At 40.9% G+C, this 24,855-nt stretch carries 12 protein-coding genes; 9 read left to right on the forward strand and 3 right to left on the reverse strand.

Features of this window, described 5'->3' with window-relative positions:
* Positions 1 to 192: 192 nt before the first annotated feature.
* Positions 193 to 3,651: a carboxypeptidase regulatory-like domain-containing protein gene (locus J7K40_14805; GenBank protein MCD6163669.1), complete on the reverse strand. Its 3,459-nt coding sequence runs from the start codon at positions 3,649 to 3,651 to the stop codon at positions 193 to 195.
* An 865-nt stretch (positions 3,652 to 4,516) separates the two neighbouring features.
* On the opposite strand from J7K40_14805, the gene J7K40_14810 reads away from it, so the two are divergent.
* The gene (locus tag J7K40_14810; GenBank protein MCD6163670.1) at positions 4,517 to 5,950 is read left to right on the forward strand and encodes a hypothetical protein; all 1,434 of its coding nucleotides are present in this window, start codon (positions 4,517 to 4,519) and stop codon (positions 5,948 to 5,950) included.
* A gap of 104 nt (positions 5,951 to 6,054) precedes the next feature.
* Here J7K40_14810 and J7K40_14815 read toward each other — a convergent pair whose 3' ends face one another.
* Together J7K40_14815 and thyX are read right to left on the reverse strand one after the other, a co-directional pair.
* Complete coding sequence (locus tag J7K40_14815) at positions 6,055 to 8,334, reverse strand: vitamin B12-dependent ribonucleotide reductase (protein MCD6163671.1); 2,280 nt, start codon at positions 8,332 to 8,334, stop codon at positions 6,055 to 6,057.
* 38 nt (positions 8,335 to 8,372) lie between these two features.
* On the reverse strand, positions 8,373 to 9,056 hold the full coding sequence (thyX, locus tag J7K40_14820) for an FAD-dependent thymidylate synthase (protein MCD6163672.1): 684 nt from the start codon (positions 9,054 to 9,056) through the stop codon (positions 8,373 to 8,375).
* Positions 9,057 to 9,845: 789 nt separating this feature from the next.
* Between thyX and J7K40_14825 the strand changes: the two genes are divergently transcribed.
* The 8 genes from J7K40_14825 (at position 9,846) to J7K40_14860 (ending at position 24,833) form a co-directional block, all read left to right on the forward strand.
* Positions 9,846 to 12,209, forward strand: a complete 2,364-nt coding sequence (locus J7K40_14825) for a hypothetical protein (protein MCD6163673.1) — start codon at positions 9,846 to 9,848, stop codon at positions 12,207 to 12,209.
* Between the two features lie 497 nt (positions 12,210 to 12,706).
* Positions 12,707 to 15,970 (forward strand): PAS domain S-box protein, encoded by a 3,264-nt coding sequence (locus J7K40_14830; protein MCD6163674.1) that lies wholly within the window; start codon positions 12,707 to 12,709, stop codon positions 15,968 to 15,970.
* A 360-nt stretch (positions 15,971 to 16,330) separates the two neighbouring features.
* Complete coding sequence (locus J7K40_14835) at positions 16,331 to 17,641, forward strand: insulinase family protein (GenBank protein MCD6163675.1); 1,311 nt, start codon at positions 16,331 to 16,333, stop codon at positions 17,639 to 17,641.
* On the forward strand, positions 17,641 to 18,969 hold the full coding sequence (locus J7K40_14840) for an insulinase family protein (protein MCD6163676.1): 1,329 nt from the start codon (positions 17,641 to 17,643) through the stop codon (positions 18,967 to 18,969). Before J7K40_14835 ends, J7K40_14840 begins: the two co-directional genes overlap by 1 nt.
* Positions 18,970 to 19,255: 286 nt before the next feature.
* A complete protein-coding gene (locus J7K40_14845; protein MCD6163677.1) occupies positions 19,256 to 19,648 on the forward strand; it encodes a VanZ family protein in 393 nt (130 codons plus the stop codon).
* Between the two features lie 173 nt (positions 19,649 to 19,821).
* Positions 19,822 to 21,642 carry an aspartate--tRNA ligase gene (gene aspS, locus J7K40_14850; GenBank protein MCD6163678.1) on the forward strand — a complete coding sequence of 607 codons (1,821 nt, stop codon included), beginning with the start codon at positions 19,822 to 19,824 and terminating at the stop codon, positions 21,640 to 21,642.
* A gap of 12 nt (positions 21,643 to 21,654) precedes the next feature.
* The gene (locus J7K40_14855; GenBank protein MCD6163679.1) at positions 21,655 to 22,617 is read left to right on the forward strand and encodes a PhoH family protein; all 963 of its coding nucleotides are present in this window, start codon (positions 21,655 to 21,657) and stop codon (positions 22,615 to 22,617) included.
* On the forward strand, positions 22,614 to 24,833 hold the full coding sequence (locus J7K40_14860; protein MCD6163680.1) for an HDIG domain-containing protein: 2,220 nt from the start codon (positions 22,614 to 22,616) through the stop codon (positions 24,831 to 24,833). Before J7K40_14855 ends, J7K40_14860 begins: the two co-directional genes overlap by 4 nt.
* Positions 24,834 to 24,855 lie beyond the last annotated feature (22 nt).

Genomic DNA, 24,855 nt, shown 5'->3' on the forward strand with positions numbered 1-24,855 from the left:
CGCAGACAGGCGGGCGCCGGCAGGCAGGAGGTATCGGCATGACCAATCTCTGGACTCCCGTTTTCACGGGAGTGACGTTGATTATAATGTTCTGCAAAAGGCCGGACAGTAGTGTGTTTATATATAAACATAACGTGTAGGGGCGTCCGGCAGCTGCCGAACGCCCCTTAGATATTCATGATTATTTACTAATCATTTTATCGAACCGTCCGGAAAAACCGAAATATCATCGTTAAATAAAGCAGACGGCGTTGGCGGCGTTTCGGGGCAATAGGTTGGCGGAGGATTTACACCTCTGAAATATTGAACAAAATATACAACATCAGAACCCATAAATAAGCAATCGCCATTAACATCCGCAGCCGAATACAACCATGATTCATTCGATGTATTCCAGCAGCTATCAGGAGGCGGATTGCCTGTCCCGCGGAAATAATTGACTGCGTAAGTTACATCGCTGCCAATAACAATGTCATCGCCATTAACATCGCCGGGCAAGTAATCGCAATAGCCAAAAGGATCAATGAAAGTTACCGAACTGAAATATTCAACATAAGGGAAGCCATACCATCCCAGCGTATCGCCAATATTTGTTTCTCCCTGAGGGGAATTAATTCCCATTCCCAGACAAGCCACTGTTTGTCCGATAAGGCTATCATCATCAACAGTTTTAAATGTGAATGTCATTATCTTACTGGCAGTTTCTTGGTGAAGCCATGGAGCATCAGATTCGGAGCTAAGTCTGGCAAATCCCATAAATGCCTGATTTGACCATCCGGCTGGATTTGGCGGCGAACCATCTGGTGACAGAAATTCCGCCGCGTCCCATTCCGTTAACGGATAGTATAATTGACCCTCTGTTTGGCTTAGAAGGCTGTCGAAACAAGTGTTTTCTGCGCCAAGACATAGGAGCATATCGCCAATATATACTTCCCCGGCAGCCAACATCCAAACATCAATGTTTAATCTGCTATTGACATTTGCAGTAAGCGGCGAACCATCCAAATTGCCGTACCAGATAGCCGCTCCCTGAAAACAATCGCTCGATTTTAAAGTGGTATCATTTGCATAATTCATATCTGCTGACAGATTTGTATAGGCTTTGAGATTGTATATAGTATCAACAGATGGATAAAATGTATCAAAACCGGATACTGTATCAGTGGCATAACCAGGAACATTTGATAGTGAAACCGTATCAGCAAATTCTATGGCTGACGAGCCAAGAATACGCGCCTCGAAAATAACGCCGAAAGACTGCGTCTCCGACCCATAATTATTTACTTCGCATCTAATCAATATCGGCATATCCATAATCATGGAGTCTGTCGGGCTGAATATCTCGCTTACACCAGCATCATACGGCAGGCTATTTAGAGTAACATGAACCCTTGTAGTATCGCCCTCGATAACCGAAATTCCGGTGATAGTAGTGTCTTGGTAGCCAGGATGGGAATAAGTAACACTATATGAACCCGAATCAAATCCGTAAAGAGTATACATACCTGTTGCATCAGTAGTATCCTCAATAGATGGGCTGGAAGAATATGCATATACTCCCTCAATTGGTTCATACAGCTGATTTTTTACAATGCCGCTGATTGCGCCATAGAATTCATCAACAACAGCTTCTGTTTCGGATGGCAGATAGTTATTCTTGGTAGCCGTAACATACATTGTCCCAAGAGTCGTGGGCGCCGGATAAAAAGTTACATCGCCGTTGATATCGGTCGAGCCGGTTAGATATACCTCGTCGCCTTTCATCAAACATACATAGCCTAAATAGATATTTGCGCCGCCAAAACTTTGAACATGCACCGTAAACGGATTAGAACCAAGCGGTATTGTATCGGGATGGGATACTATAAGGTTAACCGGAGTATCTGTCCAAACAGGCATCTCGGGGTCGCCCAGAAGAGTAAGCTCGGTAAATATTTGCTGTTCTGCGCCATAACTCGTCGGTCCATCGTTTTTATGATCGGAGAAAGCATTTCCCAGTTTATATTGCCCTTGACTTAACAGAGACCGGAAGAAATAGCGGTCATACAACATCGAAAGCGTATTATAGTCTCCCTGATAATACAACCCTGACCGCGAATTGCCGATAAAAGCAACACAGCCGCCATTCGAATCGCGGACGAAGTGTTCAGCTATGCAGCTGCTATAGTCATAGGAACAAGCCCAGCAGCCTAACGAATATAAGATGCTTTGTCTGCTGCCATTACTGAAAGCGTCAACATCGCCGGTGTTGAGTCCCCAGCCGTGATTATGACTGCCGGTACCCATATAATATGTATATGAATGGTCGCTGTGATTTATCAGGTTCTGGCCGCTGTTAATCGAATTGATTACAGCAGTTCTATGATTGGTGCTCTGACTGTCATAAACCGTATCAATTGCCCAACCGGATGGAATATAATTATATGGAGAAGTATAGAGTTTTCTTTTTAGTATTTCAGAAAAGGTGTAGTCGTCAAGATCAAAAGCATACAAACCTATTTTTTCACAATAACTTGTTAAGGGCGGATTCTTTTCATAAGTTAAGACTTTATTCTTAAAAGTGGTAACGGCGCCGGAGGAGATTACCGAAGCTCTGCCGACATGAACATTGCAGGTCCAATTGCCGTCATAGTCGGAATAGTATGTATCATTAGGAACATTCTCACCATTAACTGACTTAATATGATATGGAATCTGACCTGTATCGCCTCCCAGAAGGAAATAGACAGTTCCCCAAGTTGAATGGGCATCCATAATGAAGGCGCGTATTTTCTCAACATTGCTTCCGGAATATTCGCCGTAAATCCAAGTTGTAGTTACAATTTTTGCCGGTATTCCCTTCTTGGTTTTCCAATCAGCCAATGATTGAAAAGCACTGACAAAACTGCTGATAGTGATTATAACATAATCATAATTGCCCGGGTCCAAAGCGATTTGAAATGGCGTATATTCTGAGGTTATTACCTTTGCATCCTCAGGATTAATTACCATACCTTTAACCATGCTTTCATATTCACGCTTATTGAATTCAGACACTGCTGCCGGCAAATAATGACTGCAAACATTACCGAAATCACCCTGAATTGTAAAAGATATTTCAGTATGAAATACTAAACTTTTCTCAGCGGGAATATATTGAAGCGGATTAATCATTATTACAGCCATAGACTGACCAGCCAGATCGGTTTGATAAATAAGCTCAGCCAATTTTGTTGGATACGGCTTATCTGATGAATAAATGGCGCTGTTTGGCTCTACAAATTCAATATCTCTATCATAGTTGGAACTTATTTCCCTTGCTGGTTGGGAGGGATAGATATTATATTCGCCATCAATTTTTTGAGATTCTGCCTTATCAACAACAACGTTTACAGCAATCATCCCCTCGGGCAAGGCAACTTTTACAAGTTTTGATGGAAGCAGGGGGTTTCCGAGTTTAACATTTTTATCGCCATCAAACAGATGCACGATATCATAGCCTTCAATTTTATCGAAAATCAGGTCAGCTTCAGAAAATTCAACCGTAATCGGAACTTTATAAACGTTCCCTGAATTAACGTTTTGCGGTTGAGAATAAGCCGGTTGAGTAAAAATAACCCCCACAATTAAGAAAACGACAAAAACGAATGATGTTCCGTATTTTCTATTCATTTCTTATCCTTCTGTAATTTACATGGTTAATTTATTAATCATTTATCTAAAAATTTACATTATAATAAGACGTTATTTGATTCTTCAACTAATAACATAACCTTTGTCAGTATTTAGTTATCGAGAACAAATTCTATGTTGATTTAAACTAAGAAGATATATTGAACTGTTCCGGATTAACATATTAAAAAACATCTTTTTACTTTTCAAGCTCGCCATCATTTTGAAGCTTTGATAATAGGCCAACAATCATGATCAGCCTTACAATCACAATATATCATGATATAATTTCAGGTCAAGCTATATTTAGCAGGAGTTTCCCCGTATTTTTTATACAATCGTAGGTCAGGTTCTCCGCCTTAGGCGGACGAACAAGAAACCCGACACCTTTCGTAGTTATATAAGTATCTTTCCCTTAGTAAATAGCATATCAAAGTCAAATTGTCGGGTTTTTCCCTCCGGTCAGAACCCGACCTGCTTGAAATCGTTAAAAAATTCCCCCGATTTTCCAAAATCGCTATTTCCACTTTTTGAAAATGTTAATTCGTTGACATGAATTGAATTAAAACAATTTTACCGGAATTTTCGGGGAAATTCCTGATATTTAGCACAAGATTATTTTTGAAAATTCCGATAGAAACTATATAATTGAAAAGTTCATCAGTCAAAATGGATGGAATTTGAGATATTGAAAATTGGGAAAATTCCTTAATTAACAGATATTGACATGCCAGCAAGTATTATATATATATTACAGTGTAAGATAAACATAAGCAAATTCAATAAATAAAATTAAGGGTTTTAGTGAATTAAGGTATTTGTAAACCAATATAACATGAACTCTAAAAATATTAAAAGGTAAACTATGCGGCTTTTTTTTATTTCAATATTATCAGCATTAATTCTTGTTGGCAGTACGGCAGCAGCTAACGAAATTGAAAATCTGCTTAGCCAATATGAAACCGACTACAGCGCTTTCGAGATGACAGAAATCAACGATATGATAGTTATCTGGAATCAAAGGACAATAGGTGAAGCTATTGTCGAAAAAGACCAAGTAGTGTATCAATTTGATAAAGAAACTAAAACACTTCGCTATAAAAAAGGCAATTGGCGGGATGATTTGCCGGAAAGTATTGATATAAATATCAGTCAGCATCAAGCGGAAACCATTGCCGGCGGTGAAACGCAATTTTCCAATCTGTATATCATATCTCCCGAATCGGATGTCTTCCCTATCGAACCGACACCCGAAAATCCATGCTGGGTAGTAAATACTATTGAGGGGAAGCAAATGAACGTGGTTATTATAGACGCCGTAACGGGCGACTTGCTTGGCTATGGCATCCCGCCGCCCGCCGCTTTTTCGATGTCGGGACCTCAATATGACCAACCCTGCAGTAATTTATGGTATCTCTGGTCTTATAATGCCAAGACTTGGTTCAATCAAATAGGTTATCCTTGCGAGTTTAATACTTGGCCTACTCAAGCAGAGCTAAAAGACCAAATTCAAGATAACAGTGTGGGAATGTTTTACGAAATTGCTCATAGCGGTCATTCACCCAGCACCTACTTTTTAAGCGGCTGTGTCGGCGACACTGCTTTTGAGATTACCTACGCTGACAGCATCGCCGCATGGATAACCGATTATGAGAAAATACCATTCGTTTTTATAGCCAGCTGTTATGGCATGTGCTATACCGATGAGCATACGCTTTCGCATGCTTTCAGGAAAGGTTCGCATATAAATACCGCAACCGTAGGCTATTGTGATATGAGTGAATTTTATTGCAGCACATGTTGGACCTATTCATTAGACTGGCAGGATTCTTTGTTTTCGTATATCTCGCGCGGGTGGACTGTAAAACAGGCTTATGACCAGTCTATGGCAGATTTTCCTATATGCTCTCATGAAAACGGCTGCATGATATTTGAAGGCGATGAGACTTTCGCCGGACCTTATATTCGGGGATTGCCGCCGGATACAAATTATCAATATATGCCGGGGGATGCAAATATGGCTCTCAGTTTGTGGCCGCCGCGGGTTATCGGCAGCGATTTGATATATTTAGCAAGATGTATTCTCGATAAAGCAGAACCTTGCCTTATTGACAGCTTCTATGTCGCCGGTGATGTTAACGGCGATTGCCAGGTTATCGGCAGCGATGTTACTCGACTGGTTAACTATTTTAAGGGCATAAGCGATATTCGATGGTGTCCCGAATACATCCCGGACTGGCTTCATAATGAAGCTATTCCCGAGCAGATGCCGTCGGATTGGCCCGGCTGCGATGATTAGCGAATTAAATTGTTTTGTCGGGACGGTTGATTGATTATAGAAAAATAAAACCGGGCGTCCCTCCTCAAGACCGCCCGGCAAAAAGTTTTCCCTTATGCTATTATCTACTTACATTTCGAATAGCCGCAATTGGGGCAGGTTATACAGCCCGATTCATGCACTAATTTGCTTGAACAATCAGGACATATTTCAGTTCCCAGATCCTTATCTCTTTTCGGTGTTTTGCCATTGCCGAAATGCTTCTGCAGGATTTTCGCCAGCGCATCAGGCATCGACCTGACCAAGCCGCCATTGCCGAATACCTGGGTATCCCCGCCGATACCGCGAAGCTGGTCGATAATCTTTTCAACTGGCACGCCCGAACGCAGTGAGAGCGAAATCAGACGGCAGACAGCTTCGGTGTCAGCCATTGTATCATGCCCGGACTTGCCTATCTGGGCAAAGACCTCAAACGGTATGCCCTCATGGGTGTTGATAGTAACATATAGATTACCGAAACCGGTCTTTATTTTTTCGGTTATGCCGTGAAGCGTCTCCGGTCTATCTTTGATAATTTTTTCTAACGATTCATCAAAGCTTCCTTTTTTCTTGCTCTTCTTAGTCGAAAGCACCTGGAATGGCCGGCAGCCGTCGCGATAAACAGTAACGCCTTTGCATGATAAGCTATAGGCAAGCTCATACGCTTTTTTAACATCATCCTTAGTGGCTTCGTTAGACAAATTGATGGTTTTGGAAACGGCGTTTTCGGCATATTTCTGGAAAGCATCCTGCATCCTGATATGCCATTCGGGAGATACATCATGGCTGGTAACAAAAATCTTTTTAACATTATCCGGAATATTCGGAATATCGGCAATTGAATTTTTATTAGCTATCTTTTCTATTAGCTCCTCGGAATAAAATCCTAACTGTTTGGCTTTTTGCTTGAAATAGGGGCTAACTTCGACCATTTTCGTGTTGTCCATCACATTCCGCTCATAAGCGATAGCGAATACAGGTTCGATACCGGATGAACAAGCGGAAATTATCGAGATAGTACCGGTCGGGGCAATTGTGGTTACAGTTGAATTGCGCCGCGGCTTGCCCTGCCCGGTTGTCTGGTCGAAAAATTTGGATTTTTCCCAGTTCGGAAAATTTCCTCTAATTTTAGCCAATTCTTGCGATGCCAAGTCGGCCTCGGTTTGAATAAAACCCATAACCTTTTCAGCCAGACTTAACGCCTCCTCGGAATTATAAGGAATGTCGAGCATAATCAGAAGGTCTGCCCAGCCCATTATTCCTAAGCCGATGCGACGATTGGCTTTCGTATTGGAATTGATTTCTTCAAGCGGATAATTGTTAGCCTCAATCACATTATCAAGGAAATGCGTGCTTAAATGCGTAACCCTTCTTAATTTCTCCCAGTCTATTTCACAGCGGAAAAGGTCGGTATCCGGCGAAACCCCGACAGTGGTTTTTATCATCTTGGATAGATTGAGCGAACCAAGGTTGCAGCTTTCATAGGGTAAAAGCGGCTGTTCACCGCAAGGATTGGTTGCCTCAATTAATCCTACCTTGGTTGTATTTTCGAGTTTGTTTATTTTATCGAGAAAAACAATACCCGGCTCGCCGGTGCTGTGAGCATGCTCAACAATAGTATCAAACACTTTTTTGGCATCAAGCGATTGCGGCTGCTCATCACGAATGAACTGTTCGTTTGTTTGAGGATCAATAAGCGGATAAGTTTTATTTTTCTTAACGGCATCCATAAAAACATCGGTTATACCTACGGAAATATTGAAATTAGTTAACTCGCTAAGATCATCCTTACAGGTGATAAATTCTAGAATATCAGGATGGTCGATTCGCAGGATACCCATATTGGCGCCGCGCCTTGTGCCGCCCTGCTTAACAGCTTCAGTGGCGGCATTAATCACTTTCATAAATGATATTGGACCTGAGGCGACTCCTGAAGTGGAGGCAACTACTGAATTAGTGGGTCTGAGCCTTGAAAATGAGAATCCTGTACCGCCGCCGGATTTATGAATTAGAGCCGCAGATTTTACCGCATCGAAAATCGATTCCATCGAATCCTCGATAGGTATCACAAAGCAAGCTGATAATTGCCCTAGCGGTCGGCCGGCATTCATAAGAGTGGGCGAGTTGGGCATAAATTCCAGTTCTGCCATTACATTATAAAAATCAACCGCAGTTTTTTCTGCTTCTTTAATCGATGCCCCAAAATCAAGATCGGGTTCAGCTATAGTGGCGGCAACCCGCATAAACATCTGTTCCGGTGTCTCGATAACGCGCCCCTTATTATCTTTTGCCAAATAACGGCGGCGGAGCACCGTTTGCGCATTTTCTGATAATTGCGGTTTTATTCCGGTAGCCTTAATATTCATAATTCCTCACTTTATATAATAACACTATATTAATCCAATTAGGTTTCAATTTCACCGGCTGCTGACATATTTTTTTCATCAATAGTAAAATCCCAGAATACTATCGGCGCTTCTTTTTTCATAATCTTAAGCATATCAATAGCGACTTTTCTAATCTCCCAGTGCGCTCTCGGGTTGGTTCTAACCCAGAAAAAGTGCCGCAGCTCCCTGAAATTGGAGCTTATCACTATTTCAGAAGTGGTGGCATTAGGGAGAATATATCTGGCATCCTCCGGCGGAATACCTGCATCGAGCATCTTTTCATATAAATTATAGCACTGCTCGACCTGTCTGTTATATTCATCGGTAAAATCATACCCCTCGCCAACAAAACAGGGCGGGGCTACAAACTCGAAATCCTTTGTCTTTTTTCGCTTGGGTTTGTCGGCATAACAAACATAACGCTGGCTTTCCTGAGATGGCGACATCAGACGGTGACGTACCAGTTCATGAGTAAAAACCCTCGAACCGCCTTTAATTCTAAAAGTGGCGCTGGCATGTTCAAGCACCGAGTGATGTCTTTTACGGATAACCTTTTTAAGCAATTCCTCGGTTGATTTTGGCGGATCGTACCTATGGAAAGATAGATAACAGGTTCGACAGGCTCTCTCGATTAAATTCTCGGCATTCGGCGTAATACTCTCAAGAATTACTTCGGCACTTTCTACATTCTTTGCTTGCATACCACCAACACCTCAATAACAACCATTAAAACATCGTTGTTTAAATACCGACACCGCAACTATCTTTAATCAGCTAAACATTAACCGACCCATCCCTACTGAAAGGGTTACTATATTATTTTCAATCTGAATTTCTGTCAAGCGTTTTTCCATAAAAAAATAAACATTTTTACAATCTGCAGATTGGCAATACGTTACAGGGAAAAAGTGTTTTTTAGGAATAAAGCCGCCGATTAATATAATTGTCAAATATTATAACATATTTATAGACTATATGTTACGACTGTCTTTCAATTTAGTGCTTAAAACAGTAAATAGAAATTTAGTAATTATATGTTATTGAATCATACCATCTTATCATATACGGATTGCGGTTAATATCTTATTAATAGTCCGCATTGTTTGGATATATATAATTGTATAAATTGAGTGATATTTACTAAAAGGTGATCGGTTGTCCATTTTAATGATTTGAAAATATCATTTTAAAACCGGATTTCACAGTTGGAATTTTATATAGCCGTTTATATGGGCGGCACACGTCCTCGTGTGCCCCTTACAGGGGCGGCGTACCTCTTATCTGTATATTTCTCTCTTGAGAAGGGACAGGGGTGTGTTCTTAACACTAAATGTTCAACGTAATTCCGCATAATTTTTAAATTATTTGTAGTTCTAGTGTAAAATCTTGGTTTATGTATTACTACACTTGTGAAAAATGGTGCTTGACTCATAGGCTAAAATTTATAATTTAACCTCAATATATTAAATTAAACTTAACGTGGAGGAATAATGGTTTTTGATAAAATCAGCGGTAAAAAGCTGAATCTGGGGGATAGAAGAGGCATCTATATTGATATCACAGATTATCCCGATCAACCAGATGTAGTTGGCAATGAGACATTACTGGCATTAAACAAATTTGATATCTGGTATCGCACATTATGTTCGATGCTTTTCAATTTCGCCTCAAGCGGACATCCGGGGGGAAGTATTTCCTCCGGCCATATGGTTGCCGCCGCTATTATCGAGACAATGGATTATGATATCGGCGATCCGGATCGTCCCGATGCCGATTTAATCAGCTATGCCGCCGGACATAAAGCTCTCGGTCTTTATTCGATGTGGGCATCGCGCAACGAGATGGTGAAAATCAGCAAACCGGAACTTTTACCCGAGCCGAAAAAACAACTTCGTCTCGAGGATATGCTTGGATTTCGCCGGAACCCGATACAGGATACTCCCCTGTTTAAAAAGTATAATGCCAAGCCTCTTGATGGTCATCCCACGCCGTTAACTCCATTTTTGAAGCTTGCTACGGGAGCCTCTGGTGTGGGTGTGCCTTCCTCGTTTGGACTGGCGCTGGGCGCGCTTGATAGATTCGGCAAAGATGCTCCGAAAGTGCATATCATAGAAGGCGAGGGCGGTATGACACCCGGGCGAGTTTCCGAAGCTTTAGCGGCCGCGGCAACTGCCCAGATGAACAATCTGATTATGCACATCGACTGGAACCAGGCTTCAATCGATTCAAACCGGGTTTGCCGTGACGGCAGTAATCGGGGCGACTATGTCCAATGGAATCCCAGCGAATTGTTTTATCTTCACGACTGGAACGTTATATGGGTGCCGGATGGTTTTGATTTCAGCATGGTTATCAAGGCGCAGCAAATCGCTAAAGAGGGTATAAACAACCAGCCAACTGCTATTGTGTATAAAACTGTTAAAGGCTGGAAATACGGCATTGAGGGCAGAAAATCTCATGGCGGCGGTCATAAGTTTTGTTCGGATGGATACTATAAATCAATAGAAGAATTTGAGCAAAGTTTTAATACTAAACTGCCGCGCCTGGAAAATCAAAAGACACCGGCAGAGCTTGAACAGCTTTACTATGATTCGCTTATAGTTTTACGCAAAGCCGCCGAGTCTGACAAAGATATGACCGGATATGTCGCCGGTAAAATATCCGCCAGCAAAGAACGCCTGAATAAATTAAACCGTAAATCGCGCGCTAACTGCCCCGATTTGAGTATACTTTATAGCGATAGCAATATCGATTCGCAGAAAATTCCCGCCGAATTGACGTTAGAACCCGGTACAAGCACCACCCTTCGCGGAGAATTGGGCAAGACGCTCGGCTATCTCAATAAAAAAACCAACGGCGCTTTCATGGGCGGAGCCGCTGATTTACTCGGTTCAACATCCGTTGACAAACTCAACGCTGATTTTCCCAAAGGCTTTTATAATTTCATCGATAACCCCGAAGCAAGAATGGTTGCAGTAGGCGGTATCTGCGAGGATGCCTTAGGCGCCTTGATGACCGGTCTGTCATCGTTTGGTTATAATATTGGCGTTACTGCTTCCTATGCCGCCTTTATTGCCGCGCTCGAACATATCGCCGCCCGCATTCATTGTATCAGCCAGCAGGCGCGTTATGCTTTCTGCGGTGATTTATTTAAAACATTTATCATGATCTGCGGTCATGCCGGTTTGAAAACGGGCGAGGATGGTCCTACTCATGCCGACCCGCAGGCGCTTCAGCTTCTGCAGGAAAATTTTCCGCTTGGCAAAACGATTACATTAGTGCCATGGGACCCGCAAGAATTATGGCCATTGGTGGTCGAGGGACTCAAAAAGCGTCCGGCGGTTTTAGCTCCGTTTGTTACCCGTCCCAATGAAACGATAATTGACCGCGCTAAGTTTAAACTTCCGCCGGCAACCGCCTCTATTGACGGCGTATGCCAATTCCGAAAAGCTGATCCGAATACAAAACCGTATCACGGTACGATTATATTGCAGGGCAGCGCTATAACTAACGATTTTATTACCTATGTACTGCCTCGCCTTGATGAGGGCGGCTACAATATGAACATCTATTATATATCCAGCGCCGAGCTGTTCTCGATGCTTCCCGAGGATAAACAGCAGGCTATATTGCCGGATGAGAGGAAACATGAGGCGATAGGCATAACCGGTTTCACCATGCCCACGCTTTACCGCTGGGTAACCTCCGATATGGGACGCAAGCATTCGCTGTTTGCCTTCTCCAAGGGGATATATCCCGGCAGCGGCAAGGCTGAGGTGGTGATGAAAGAGGTCAGCTTGGATGGTGCGGCACAATGGGAAGCGATTTTGCAATATATCAAAGATAGAGGATAAGCAAAGATTATCGCCGCCGGATAATCGACCGGCGGCGATTTTTTATATATCTGGTGATATGGCTGGCGTACGTCCTCGTGCGCCAGCTTTTTGCCAACTCAAAAGCCTCTGTTTTCTCAATAGTCAAGACCACAAGTCCGCCTTAGGCGGATTGACTTGAAAGACGGCATCTACAAACCTACTATTATTATTAATATATACAAGTATTGATATCCATTAGTAAATTGACTAATTTCAATATTGTAAATAGGTATTAAAATTCTTAACATTAAATACAATTTAAACTGCAAAATTCAGGAAACACAATAACATATCTTATTAAAGTAGTCTAAATAAAGACGATAAATAATATATAAGCAAGCAATATTAAAGTATCGATTGAAATTCGAGATGCTTAGATATTTAGAAGATATCGGCTGTGATAGCTGCAGACTAATTGATAATCTGAAAATTATTAATTGTCGCTCTATAGATATAGATATAGTGAAATAATAATTATGGAAGCTTCAACTAAAACATCGCTTTCCGGATTGATTGCCAGAAACCTGACAACCTATAAAATCACGGTTTCGATTATCTTTGGATTATTAGGATTTGTTATAAACTTATATAGTATTAGTTTTTCTTTCCCCCCCTATACGGCAACTGTTTTAATTGGATTGTTGTTTCCGATGCTTATAGCCCGCACTTGGGGTTGGAAATATGGTTTATTATCAGCCTTGGCCGGCGGTTGTCAATCAATATGGTGGCTATGGGGTCCCAGTAATGGCTACGCCGTATTTTTGGTTGTCCCCCCCTTTACATTGTGGGTTGTTTGGCATGGTTTATGTGCTGAATTACGTAATAAGCGAAAAAACCATAAATGGTGGTTAAGCGCTTATGCTGTCGAGATTCCATTCAGGATATTAAGCACTATAAGTTTATTAACGCTGGCCAGATGGGCTATTACATTTAATCCGCCATCCTGGAGTTGGGCTTCGAGTGCGTCTAATACAATCCCGCTGCAGTTTTCCGTCTTTGTGGCTGTAAAGCAGTTTGTAATAGGATATATAATTTTACTGCTTGCTGATGTTTTATTAAATTTTAGATTTATAAGAAGATTCTTTATATTGGAGAAAAAAGGCAACCATGCGAATACAGGTTATGTTATAAGCGCTTCGCTATTATTTGGCGTTCTCTTTTGGATTATTGACAGCTTTCTCGGCTGTCTGATATTTCATCCTGAGAATACTTTTTTTGATTTGCTTGCCTTGAATATTCCCCTGTATATATTCTATATAAGAATTGCTTTTATTCTCGCTTGTTTAACAGGCGGAGTATTGGTATCAAAATTCTTACGCAAAAAACATGAAAGCAAAGAGGCTTTGAGGAAACAAGAGGCACAGCTTCGAGCTGTTCTCGACAATACCATTATACATGTCTGGTCTTTTGATGGAGTGCAGTATCTCTACCAAAGTAAAGAATGGTACCGCTATACCGGACAGGACCCGGATTTACCGCGGACTATTAAAAGATGGACTGAGGTTATTCACCCTGATGATGTGGATGAAACTGTTAAATCATGGCTTAAAGCCTGGAATAGTAAGGGCATATATGATGACCATTTCCGAATAAAAAATACCAATAGCGAATACAGACTGTTTCACAGTCATGCGGTTCCTATATATGATGAGAACGGCAATTTCCAACATTATCAGGGATACAATATCGATGTTACCGAGCAAAAGCGGGTGGAGGAAGACCTACGCGAGAGCGAGAGCAAGCACAAGCGTCTGCATTCCATGCTCAGATTAATGAGTGACAATCTACCGGATCTTATATGGACTAAAGATATAGAAGGCAAATTTCTTTTTGTGAATAAAGCCTGTTCAGAAATACTGCTCGATGCAAAAAATACCGATGAACCTATAGGTAAAACAGATACATACTTTGCCGAGAGGATGATGAAATCTCATCCGGAAATCCCTGACTACCTTTCTTTTGGGAAGAAATGTGTTGAATCAGACCTGACAGTTTTAACAACCAAGAAACCGATGAGGTTTGATGAATCCGGTAATGTAAAAAGTAAGTTTCTATACCTTGATGTCTATAAAGCGCTCTTTAATGATGAGAATGGAAAAATTATAGGAACAGTGGGCTGTGCAAGAATTGTTACAAAAGAAAGACAGATGGAAAAAGAACTTCGTAAAAATGAGGAGAAGATGCGTTCTCTCTTTGAAAATTCACCTTACGCTATTTTAGTTACTGATATAAATGCAAAGATATGTGATTGCAACCAAACAGCATTAGATATTAATGGTATTTCTTCTAAAGATAAACTAACCGGAAAGAACATTATAGATTTAATATCCAACAAAGACAAACAAAGAATAATGGAGAGTATAAAAAAGCTCACTAAACAAAATTATTTAAGATATGAAGAATACATGATTTTAGCTATAGATGGCAGGGAATTTCATGGAGAGATTTCAGCTAATGTTACCCGTGATTCTAACGGCAAACCTTTATATTTCATTATAATATACAGAGATATAACGAAGCGCAAGAAAGCCGAAGAGGAACGCCGGTTGATGATGGAGCAAATGCAGCATGTACAAAAACTGGAAAGCCTTGGTGTTTTGGCAGGAGGCATCGCTCACGATTTCAACAACATACTGATGGGAGTGCTCGGCAATGCAGACCTTGTTTTAAATAAACTTCAGCTTGATTCGCCTATTCATAAAAATATAATAAACATCAAAACAGCGGCAAAGCGCGCGGCTGGTCTATGTGATCAAATGCTAACCTATTCGGGCAAATGTCAAACAACTATCCAATCGCTTAATCTCAATCAGGTCATAGAAGAAATGGCGCAGCTGCTTAAAATCTCAATTTCAAAGAAAAGTATTCTTAAATGCAGTTTTGCTGATAATCTTCCACCTGTTAAAGGTGATGCTACTCAAATCAGCCAGGTAGCCATGAATCTGATTACAAATGCATCGGAAGCCTTGGGTGATAAGGGCGGCGTTATCACAATAAGTACCGGCTGTAAGGAATATAATAGCGCTTATCTAAATAAAACGTTCTTAGGTAAAGAATTGCTTGAAGGTGCTTATGTTTTTCTTGAAGTATCTGATAACGGATGTGGAATAGACAAAGAGAAAATATCCAAAATATTCGATCCATTCTTTTCAACTAAATTCACCGGTCGAGGATTAGGATTAGCTGCTGTACTTGGAATTGTAAAAGGACATGGCGGAACGCTTGATATTAAAAGCGAGATTGGAAAAGGTACAACTTTTAGAGTGCTTTTCCCATGTTCAAATAGCCCTGTTAACAAAATAGTTGAGAAAAAACACAATTTTAAGGATTGGCAAATTGGGGGCAGTATCCTTGTAATCGATGATGAAGAGGATATTTGTTCTGTTGCCAAGGATATGTTGGAACTCATTGGTTTTAAGGTGATTACAGCAAATGATGGACAAAATGCTATTAAGATTTTCCGCCAAAATACTGAGGAAATTGTTTTGGTATTGCTTGATATGACAATGCCTTACATGAGCGGCGAGGAAGTATTCAATGAAATTCGCAAAATTAAAAGCAAGGCTCGAATTATTATCTCAAGCGGCTATAATGAATATAATATAAAAAAGCATTTTGCAGATATGGAATTAGATGGCTTCATAAAAAAACCCTACCAATTGGAAGCTTTAAAAGAAATAGTGTATGAAGTTTTAACACAAAAGAATGAATTGCAGGTTGAACACCCTGTTTACAACTAAACCCGGATTTTGTAGTTGATTTTTTTCAATAAGCTTAATTTTATATACATCAGCGCGTAGGGGCGTCCGCATCAGACGGATACGCCCTCAGACTGTTGACAAAACCCGTCCCGACTGGAAAGTCGAGGCTATTAAGTTTTGATTCGTGCGTCAGTTTTATGTGGCTGGTGTACATCCTGATGCGCCAGTTTGTTTTTAAAATTACTAAGGCGGTCAAGCACCGTTTGACAGCCCGAGTGATGTGTTGTTTTGTTAATAAGATAAAATTCGATCCCCAGAAAACTCCTTTATTATCTTGACAATGGAACTGAAATATTCTTATCGTTGCTAACAAAAAACCGAAAGGAAAAAGGAGAAACTATGAAAAAAGCTCTTATTGCCCTGTTTCTATTTATCATTACATCATCATTGTTGACAGCCGGCGAAACACGGCAGATGACTCTTGGCAATGGCATGAAAGTCATTCTAAAAGAGAATCATTCGACATCGATGGTATCATCGATTGTTTGTGTGAGAGCGGGAAGCAAATTTGAGGATAAGACAAATAACGGGTTTACTCATTTCCTCGAACATTTATTGTTCAACGGCACTAAAAATCTCAGCCGGATTGAACTAAACGAAGGCTTCAAAAACCATGGCGGCTATATCAATGCATTTACAAGAAAAGACCTTACCGGCTACCTGTTTGTGATTCCCTCTATCTATGCCGAATATGCTCTTGAAACGCAAGCCGAACAGATATTCAACTCGACTTTGCCGGAGGAAGAATTTCCCAAGGAACGCAAGATAGTCTCGGAAGAAATCAACATGAATTATGACGATCCCGAAAACCAGAAAGAGATGTTTTTCGATTCGCTCATCTATCATGGTTCGCCGTATGCTCAAACTGTGCTGGGTCCTAAAAATATTATCTCGACAATACCAAGGGAAAAGGTGCTGGCATATTACAAGGAACACTATTTGCCGAACAACATGATTGCTTTGTTCATCGGCGATTTCGAAATCGATCAATTCGCTAAGTTAGTAGAAAAATATTACGGCGCTTATCCAGCCGGCGAACTTCCCAATATCAGGAAATTCGAAGTTAATCCGCCATATGACAAAAAAATCCATTATCGAAAACTGCCGGTGGAAACAGCCTCTCTACATATGGTATTTCCGGCGCCGATGTATACCGATGCCGATTATTACAGTATCGATATGCTGGCTCAGATACTTGATTCGGGCGAGGGTTCGCCATTATATAAAGTCTTAACCGACGAGGATGAGTCTTTAATCAATGATATGAATTTCTATCTTGAATCAAATAGCGATTACTCCCTGCTTCATTTTTCAATCACTACTAACTTTCCTGATAAAATTGAGCATATCGCTAAAATGACCAACGAATTTTTAACCTCATTAGGAAATCATCCATTTGATGAGAAGAAATTAAACAGGATAGTGGTTAAGAATAAAACCGATGCGATTTACCTTGAGGAAAAGCTGCATTATTATGGTGTTATGCAGGCGCCGATGTTGGTGAATTTTGGCTATGACTATATTGAAACATATGTTGAAAAATTAAGCCGGCAAAAACCATCCGATTTGCAGAAAGCGGCCGAGAAATATTTCGGCGCAAATAAATATCTGGCAATGGCTGTAGTTCCATTATCAGGGGAGGGAAAATAATGCGTATCCTAATTATTACTCTAACAATCGCTTTGATATTATCACTAAGCTGTGCCGACAATATATCCAATAAATATACTCGAGAAGTACTGCCAAATGGGTTAACCGTGATAATCAAATACAACCCTGATTCTCGCATCTTTGCTGTTGATATCCTTGGGAAAAATCGCGCGGCTATGGAAGAACCCGATAAGGCTGGAATTACCGATTTGGTCAACCGCATGCTCGTTAAGGGAACGAAAGCGAAAAACGCCGAGGAAGTTCAAGCCGCTTTGGATGATATCGGCGCACGCCTTAAAACCAACGACTCGCCGTATATGCCCTACGATGACCGCTATACCTGGCGAGCTTTCAGCTTTATCAGGTTTGAGACAATTGATGAGTATGCCGAAAAGGGATTGGATATTCTGCATGAAATAGTAACCGAACCTGCCTTTTCACCGACTGAATTGAGTAAAACCAAGAATAGGGTTATGGGTATAATGGGAATGGAATCCGGTTCAACTTACAAGGTTTGTCGCAATCTGTATTACTCCAAGCTGTTTGAAAATCATCCGCTGTCGAATAAAGTGCTTGGCGGCAGACGGAATTTAATGAGCATCACAAGCGAGGATTTGGCACAGTATCACCAGAAATACTATGCACCCGATAACCTGATTTTAACGGTTGTTTCAAATATCAATCCCCGCAATGTAATGGACTGGGTAAAAATTCGATTCGGGAATATGACAGCCTCCGACGGCGAAAATATTAACCTGCCGGATGCGGTCAAAGCTAAGGGCATTGTCGAGATTAAAGAGCCGATGGATAAAGAGCAGATTTATATTTACATAGGCAATATAGTTCCGGGATTGAAATCCGACAGTGTGCCGGCTTTAAAGCTAACATTAGAAATACTTTCAACAAGACTGAAATTAAACCTTCGCGAAAAACAGGGATTGGCATATTCAGTCGGCGCCGGCGGACGGTTTCTTGAAAATTTCGGCTGGTACACATGCGCGATAGGCACAGGCTATAAAAACTTTACAGTCGCTAAAAATGGCATCTTAGCCGAAATAGAAAAGCTGAAAAATGAACCAGTCGAACAGGCTGAACTTGATAAAGCGCGCAATTCGCTTTGGGGTTCCATGTTGATGCGGAACATGAGCTGCATCAATCAGGCATACTATATGGCTTATTATGAATTCGTAAATGTTGGTTATGACCACGATGACGGCTGTAGAAAGCGTCTTGATAAAATTAATATCGATGATGTTCAACAGGCGGCTAAGGCGTATCTTGATGCGGAAAATTATGTTTTAGCCTATGTTGGAAAAATAAATAAATAAAAAGTAGATGTAGGTCAAGGCCGCTTGGGACTTGACCTGCTGTACTGTTGGAAGTAACTTCCGCAACAGCACAGAGTAACTTCCGACAGCATAAAAACCTTCTTTGATTCTTAATAGGTTCCCGATATTGTTTCTATCATATTATTGTCCATGAGATTAAAAGCTAATTTCTAATAACAAAATAAACTTTTATGAATAATTAGGGTTATAATGGCTATACTCAATCCCTAAAAAAAACCGAGTTAAATTGCTTGAAATATATAAAATATTCCCTATATTGAACCAAATGGTATTAATAAAATATCACCTGCCAATAATAATATATGCCGTGTTGATTTTTATCGGCTCATCTATTTCCACGTTACCATCAGAAATACCGGATTTCGATTTCATGGATAAATTCATACATTTTATGGAGTATTTTATCTTTGGCATTTTACTTTGGCGTTCGGCTTATAAATGGAATAAAATTGCTAAATCTCTGATGTTTATAACCATAGTTTTTTCAATCGGGGCTTTTTATGCGTTAAGCGATGAATTTCATCAATTATATGTACCCGGCCGGGACGGTAATTTATATGATTGGCTGGCTGATATTTTTGGGCTTGCGGTTGGTCTGGCAACTGCTTATATTTTTATTAAAGAAAGGAATAGCCTAAAAATCGATGTTAATGAATAATCCGAGAAAAGCGATAGATTAATATTGACCCAAATAAGTCGATAATTCTAAAAATCGGATTATCCGGTTATATATTTATATTTGAAATAATAAAATCCGATAATGAAAGATAAAACAGTTCAATACATAAGTAATTTGGAATCACTTGATTAAGACATGACAGAAAGGCGCTGATGGATTCTTTAACAACAGGATATCGCACTCACAATTGCGGCTCGCTAAACAAAAACGATACCGAAAAATCTGTCCAACTTTGCGGTTGGGTTGCCGGCTGGCGCAACCTCGGCGGAGTTATTTTTATAGACCTTCGCGACCGCTGGGGCATAACTCAGATAACATTTAATCCCCAGACATGTTCATCCGAGTTAGTGGAATCAGCTAAAAAACTTCGCTACGAGTTTGTAATCCGGGTTGAAGGAGATGTTCAAGAGCGCCCTGAGAACGCCCGCAATACAAAACTCGCCACCGGTGATATTGAAATTTCGGCAGCGAAATTAATAATACTAAGCAAATCTGAAACGCCTCCATTCTTAGTTGAGAACGAGGTGGATGCCTCGGAAGAACTTCGCCTTGAATATCGCTATCTGGATTTAAGGCGGCCAATCTTGCAAGATAAATTGATTCTAAGACATAAAGCTGTATTGGAGGTTAGAAAATATCTCGACAGCCTTGATTTTATCGAAATTGAAACGCCTTTATTGATTAGGTCTACTCCGGAAGGAGCGAGAGATTATGTGGTGCCATCCCGCGAACATAAAGGGTGTTTCTATGCTTTACCTCAATCGCCCCAGTTGTTTAAGCAGATATTGATGGTTTCGGGTTTCGACCGCTATTTTCAGATAGCTCGATGCCTTCGCGATGAAGACTTAAGAGCCGACCGTCAGCCGGAACATACCCAGATAGATATAGAAATGACCTTTGTTTCAATCGACGATATTTTCAAGATTGCCGAGGGCATGATGGCTCATCTGTATAAAACCATTCTCAATATCGAACTTGATACTCCTTTTCCAAGATTTACATTCGATGAGGTAATGGCAAAATATGGTTCCGATAAGCCTGATATGCGTTTTGACATGGAGATAACAGAATTATCATCAGAGATGGCAAACTGCGGGTTTGGCGTATTTGAAAATACCGTTGCCGATGGCGGTTATGTTGGCGGGCTGGTATTTAAAGATGGCGCCGGGTTATCAAGGAAAAAACTTGATGAACTTCAAGACGTAATTAAAAAATCGGGCGGGAAAGGTTTAGCGCATATAGCTTTCAAACCGGAAGGACCAAAATCGCCTATCTTGAAATTCCTTAAAGATGGCAGCCTTGAGCGGATTAAAAATAAAATGAGAGCCTCTGACGGCGATTTGGTATTGATAGTCGCCGACCGAAAAATAACAGCCCTAAACTGCTTGGGCACTCTGCGGCTTTATATAGGCAAGGAATACAATCTTATAGATAAAAGCTTGTGGCAATTCCTCTGGGTTTATAGATTCCCATTATTCGAATACAACGCCGATTTAAAACGGTTTGATGCTATGCATAATATTGTAACCTCACCGGTTGAGGAGGATATGGATAAGCTCGACGAAGGTTTCAATTCCGACCTTCCCTTAGATAATGAAAGTCATCCTTGGTCGAAAATCTATGCCAACCAGTATGACCTTGTCTGCAATGGTTCCGAACTGGCATCCGGCGGGATAAGGATACATCGTTCTGAAGTTCAGGAAAAAGTTTTAAAGATACTGGGATTATCAAAAGAACGGGCGGAAAAAATGTTCGGTTTCCTTTTAAAAGCGCTTCGATACGGCGCGCCTCCTCATGGCGGCATAGCACCCGGTCTCGACAGGATTATCGCGCTGATGACCGACAGCCCATCAATAAGGGATGTCATAGCTTTTCCAAAGACTACCGGAGGGCGTTCCTTGATGGATGGTTCGCCGACTCCGATAGAGCAGGAACAATTAGACGAACTCGGTTTAGAGTTGAAAAAGCAATAGCAGGGTAATATATTGGCAGAGAAAAAGATTTACATAGAAGATATCGACCAGCGGCTTTTGTTTGGTTTTCAAAATTCAAATCTCAGCCTGATTGAATCCGAATTTCCGGTTGAGATTACTGCTCGCGGAGACTGGGTTTACATGCAGGGCAAGCAAAATCAGATTGATGCCGTTGAAAAAGTTATTCGTGATATAGCCGACCATCTCAAAGCCACCGGCGAACTTACTGACCGCTATATTCACTATGCTATTATCATGGTTAAGGAAAACGGCGCTGGCCCCAACGAGCAAATTCTTGATGTTGAGCCGCTGGTTTTTTCGCTCACAACTCATCAGGCAATCAAACCCAGAACTGTCGGCCAAAATGCATATGTTCAAGCAATTGATAAAAATGACCTGGTGCTGTCTATAGGTCCGGCTGGAACCGGCAAGACTTATTTAGCAGTCGCTATGGCTGTTATGGCTTTTAAACAGAAGCTGATTAATCGGATAATTTTAACCAGACCGGCAGTCGAGGCTGGCGAATCGCTTGGGTATTTGCCTGGTGACATAAGGGCTAAGGTTGACCCGTTTCTCAGGCCTCTCTATGATGCTCTTCACGATATGCTTGATGCGGAGAAAATCAAGAAATTAATCGATATGGGACTTATAGAAATCGCCCCGCTGGCTTTTATGCGAGGCAGAACATTGAACAGTTCGTTTATTATTCTCGATGAAGCTCAGAATACGTCTCACGGCCAAATGAAGATGTTTCTGACAAGAATAGGTCAGGGTTCCAAGGCTGTGATAACCGGCGATATTACCCAGATAGATTTAGAGGACAAGTCAAAGTCCGGATTGCTTAGGGTAAGAAAGATTATCGGCAACATCAAAGGAATTAAATTTGTAGAATTATCCAGCAAGGATGTTGTCAGACACAAGCTGGTTTTGGATATAATCAAGGCTTACGAAAAATACGAGTCGCGCAAAAAATGAAAAAATCTCGTGTGTCTAATAATAACGTTATTAAATCCGGCGAGCTAACTCTTGAGGATGCTAAAGAGCGCAAGTATTTCGATAAGGATTTATTATTCCGAGTTATACTGGGAGCTATTCTTATTCTTGGCATTACTTTCTTGTACCCATTAGAGAAATTATATCAGCCGCTTGATGTGCCTAACATGGGCGAGGTCGCAACTGAGGATTTAAGAGCGCCGTTTGATTTCCCCATATTTAAAAGCGAAGCGGAACTTCAACAAGACAGGGAAACAGTCATTGCCAATCTAAGACCGGTTTTAATTTATGATACTCTGCTTAGCCAGATGGTTTCTGATAAAGCGCTAAATTTCTTCGATTATATCGATTCATCAATAAATAAAAATTTAGACAATCAGACAACGATTTCCCTGATACGAAATCATTATCCCGCATTATCTGATTCGGTTATACTATCAATATTAACTGAATCGCAATTAATACGAAATACAACCCTTTCTATTGTTGACAGTTTAATTTCAAGCGGAATTATGAATAATATCAACAGCCTGCCGCTGCAGAATTCAGGTCTTGTTACAATCTACGGGCCATCCGAAATAAAAACAGTCGCTCGGGATCATGTGCTGGATTTATCATCAGCGCGAATTTTCATTGCTAATGAATTATCCAAGCTTTTAAAAATAGATGCCGCATCGAAAAAAATAATATCAGATTTAGCCTTTATGTTTTTAGAACCTAATCTTATTTTCAGCAAAGAGAAAACCGAAATGAACCGCCAAGCGGAAATAGAGGCAATCCCGAAAACTAAGGGCTTGGTATTTAGAGGCGAATTAATAATCAAGTCTAATGAGCGAATAACAGAAGTGCATCGTGATAAGCTGGTTTCATTAGCCAAGTATAAACTAGAACGTCTTCAGGGCAAAAGCGTTATAAATTATATCTTGCCGCCAATGGGAAGAATGTTTTTTGTAGCTTTCCCGATACTGTTTTTTATATTCTATCTCTATTTTTTCAGAAGAAAAATCTATAACACTAACAGTTCCATTTTAGTGGTTGCAATATTAATTGGCGCAGAGGTGTTGTTATTAAACACCGTACTTTCCCAAAATTACCTTTCAAAATATCTCGTTCCTTTGACTATTGCCTCTATGCTGGCAACAATTTTGTTTGATGAGGAAGTGGGCTTAATATTAACGTTTTCTTTGGGATTGCTGGCAGGCGTGCTTTCGGGTTTCAAGCTGGACATAACCTTTGTTACTATTATATCCGGAGTGGTCGCCAGTTTTTCTGTACGCAAAGTCCGTCACCGCCAGGAATTTTATCGTCCCTTATTGTATCTATGTCTTACTTATGGAGGCTCGGTTTATATCATCGAATCACTAAAACTTACGCCCTCGCCGGAGTTAATATCGCATGTTTGGATGTCAATTCTCAATGGCTTTCTTTCACCTATTCTGACAATAGGCTTGCTGCCGCTTTTTGAAACAGGTTTTGGCATCACCACCGATGTTACCCTGCTGGAACTGTCTGACTTGAACCGGCCTTTATTAAAACGTCTGGCTTTAGAGGCTCCGGGCACATACCATCACTCGCTAATGATTGGCACTTTAGCGGAGGATGCCGCAGAGGCGATTGGCGCCAATTCGCTTTTGGCGAGAGTGGGATCGTATTACCATGACATAGGCAAAATACAAAAACCGGAATATTTTGTCGAAAACCAATCGGGCGGTGTTAACAAACATGAGAAACTGACTCCTACTATGTCGGCTATGATTCTGGAAGCTCATGTCAAAGAAGGAATCGAACTTGCCTTGAAACATAATTTGCCAAAGAGCATTATAGATTTTATAACCGGTCATCATGGTACCAGCACCATGACTTATTTCTATGACAAATCTCAGAAAGAAATAGGCGATGCGGCTGATGTTAGAGATTTCCAATATCCGGGACCTAATCCTGAGACCAAGGAAGTAGCTATCGTAATGCTGGCTGATTCCGTAGAGGCGGCCTCGCGAACGCTTGATGATCCCAAACCGTCCCGTATAAGAAATCTTGTCCACCGAATATTTATGGATAAATTTAATTCGGGATTGCTCGAAAAGTCTAATTTAACACTTCGCGATTTAAAAACAATAGAAGACAGCTTTGTCAGAGTGTTGATTGCAACTTTCCATAAACGCATCAAATATCCTGAACAAAAGAGAGTGCTATCATAAAAGTTTCATTTGCTTACTCGGA

The sequence above is a fragment of the Candidatus Zixiibacteriota bacterium genome (assembly GCA_021159005.1).
Taxonomy (GTDB): Bacteria; Zixibacteria; MSB-5A5; order UBA10806; family 4484-95; genus JAGGSN01.

Coding starts and splice junctions, on each gene's coding strand:
- J7K40_14805 (MCD6163669.1), bottom strand. CDS start 3,651: ATGAATAGAAAATACGGAACATCATTCGTTTTTGTCGTTTTCTTAATT.
- J7K40_14810 (MCD6163670.1), top strand. CDS start 4,517: ATGCGGCTTTTTTTTATTTCAATATTATCAGCATTAATTCTTGTTGGC.
- J7K40_14815 (MCD6163671.1), bottom strand. CDS start 8,334: ATGAATATTAAGGCTACCGGAATAAAACCGCAATTATCAGAAAATGCG.
- thyX (MCD6163672.1), bottom strand. CDS start 9,056: ATGCAAGCAAAGAATGTAGAAAGTGCCGAAGTAATTCTTGAGAGTATT.
- J7K40_14825 (MCD6163673.1), top strand. CDS start 9,846: ATGGTTTTTGATAAAATCAGCGGTAAAAAGCTGAATCTGGGGGATAGA.
- J7K40_14830 (MCD6163674.1), top strand. CDS start 12,707: ATGGAAGCTTCAACTAAAACATCGCTTTCCGGATTGATTGCCAGAAAC.
- J7K40_14835 (MCD6163675.1), top strand. CDS start 16,331: ATGAAAAAAGCTCTTATTGCCCTGTTTCTATTTATCATTACATCATCA.
- J7K40_14840 (MCD6163676.1), top strand. CDS start 17,641: ATGCGTATCCTAATTATTACTCTAACAATCGCTTTGATATTATCACTA.
- J7K40_14845 (MCD6163677.1), top strand. CDS start 19,256: ATGGTATTAATAAAATATCACCTGCCAATAATAATATATGCCGTGTTG.
- aspS (MCD6163678.1), top strand. CDS start 19,822: ATGGATTCTTTAACAACAGGATATCGCACTCACAATTGCGGCTCGCTA.
- J7K40_14860 (MCD6163680.1), top strand. CDS start 22,614: ATGAAAAAATCTCGTGTGTCTAATAATAACGTTATTAAATCCGGCGAG.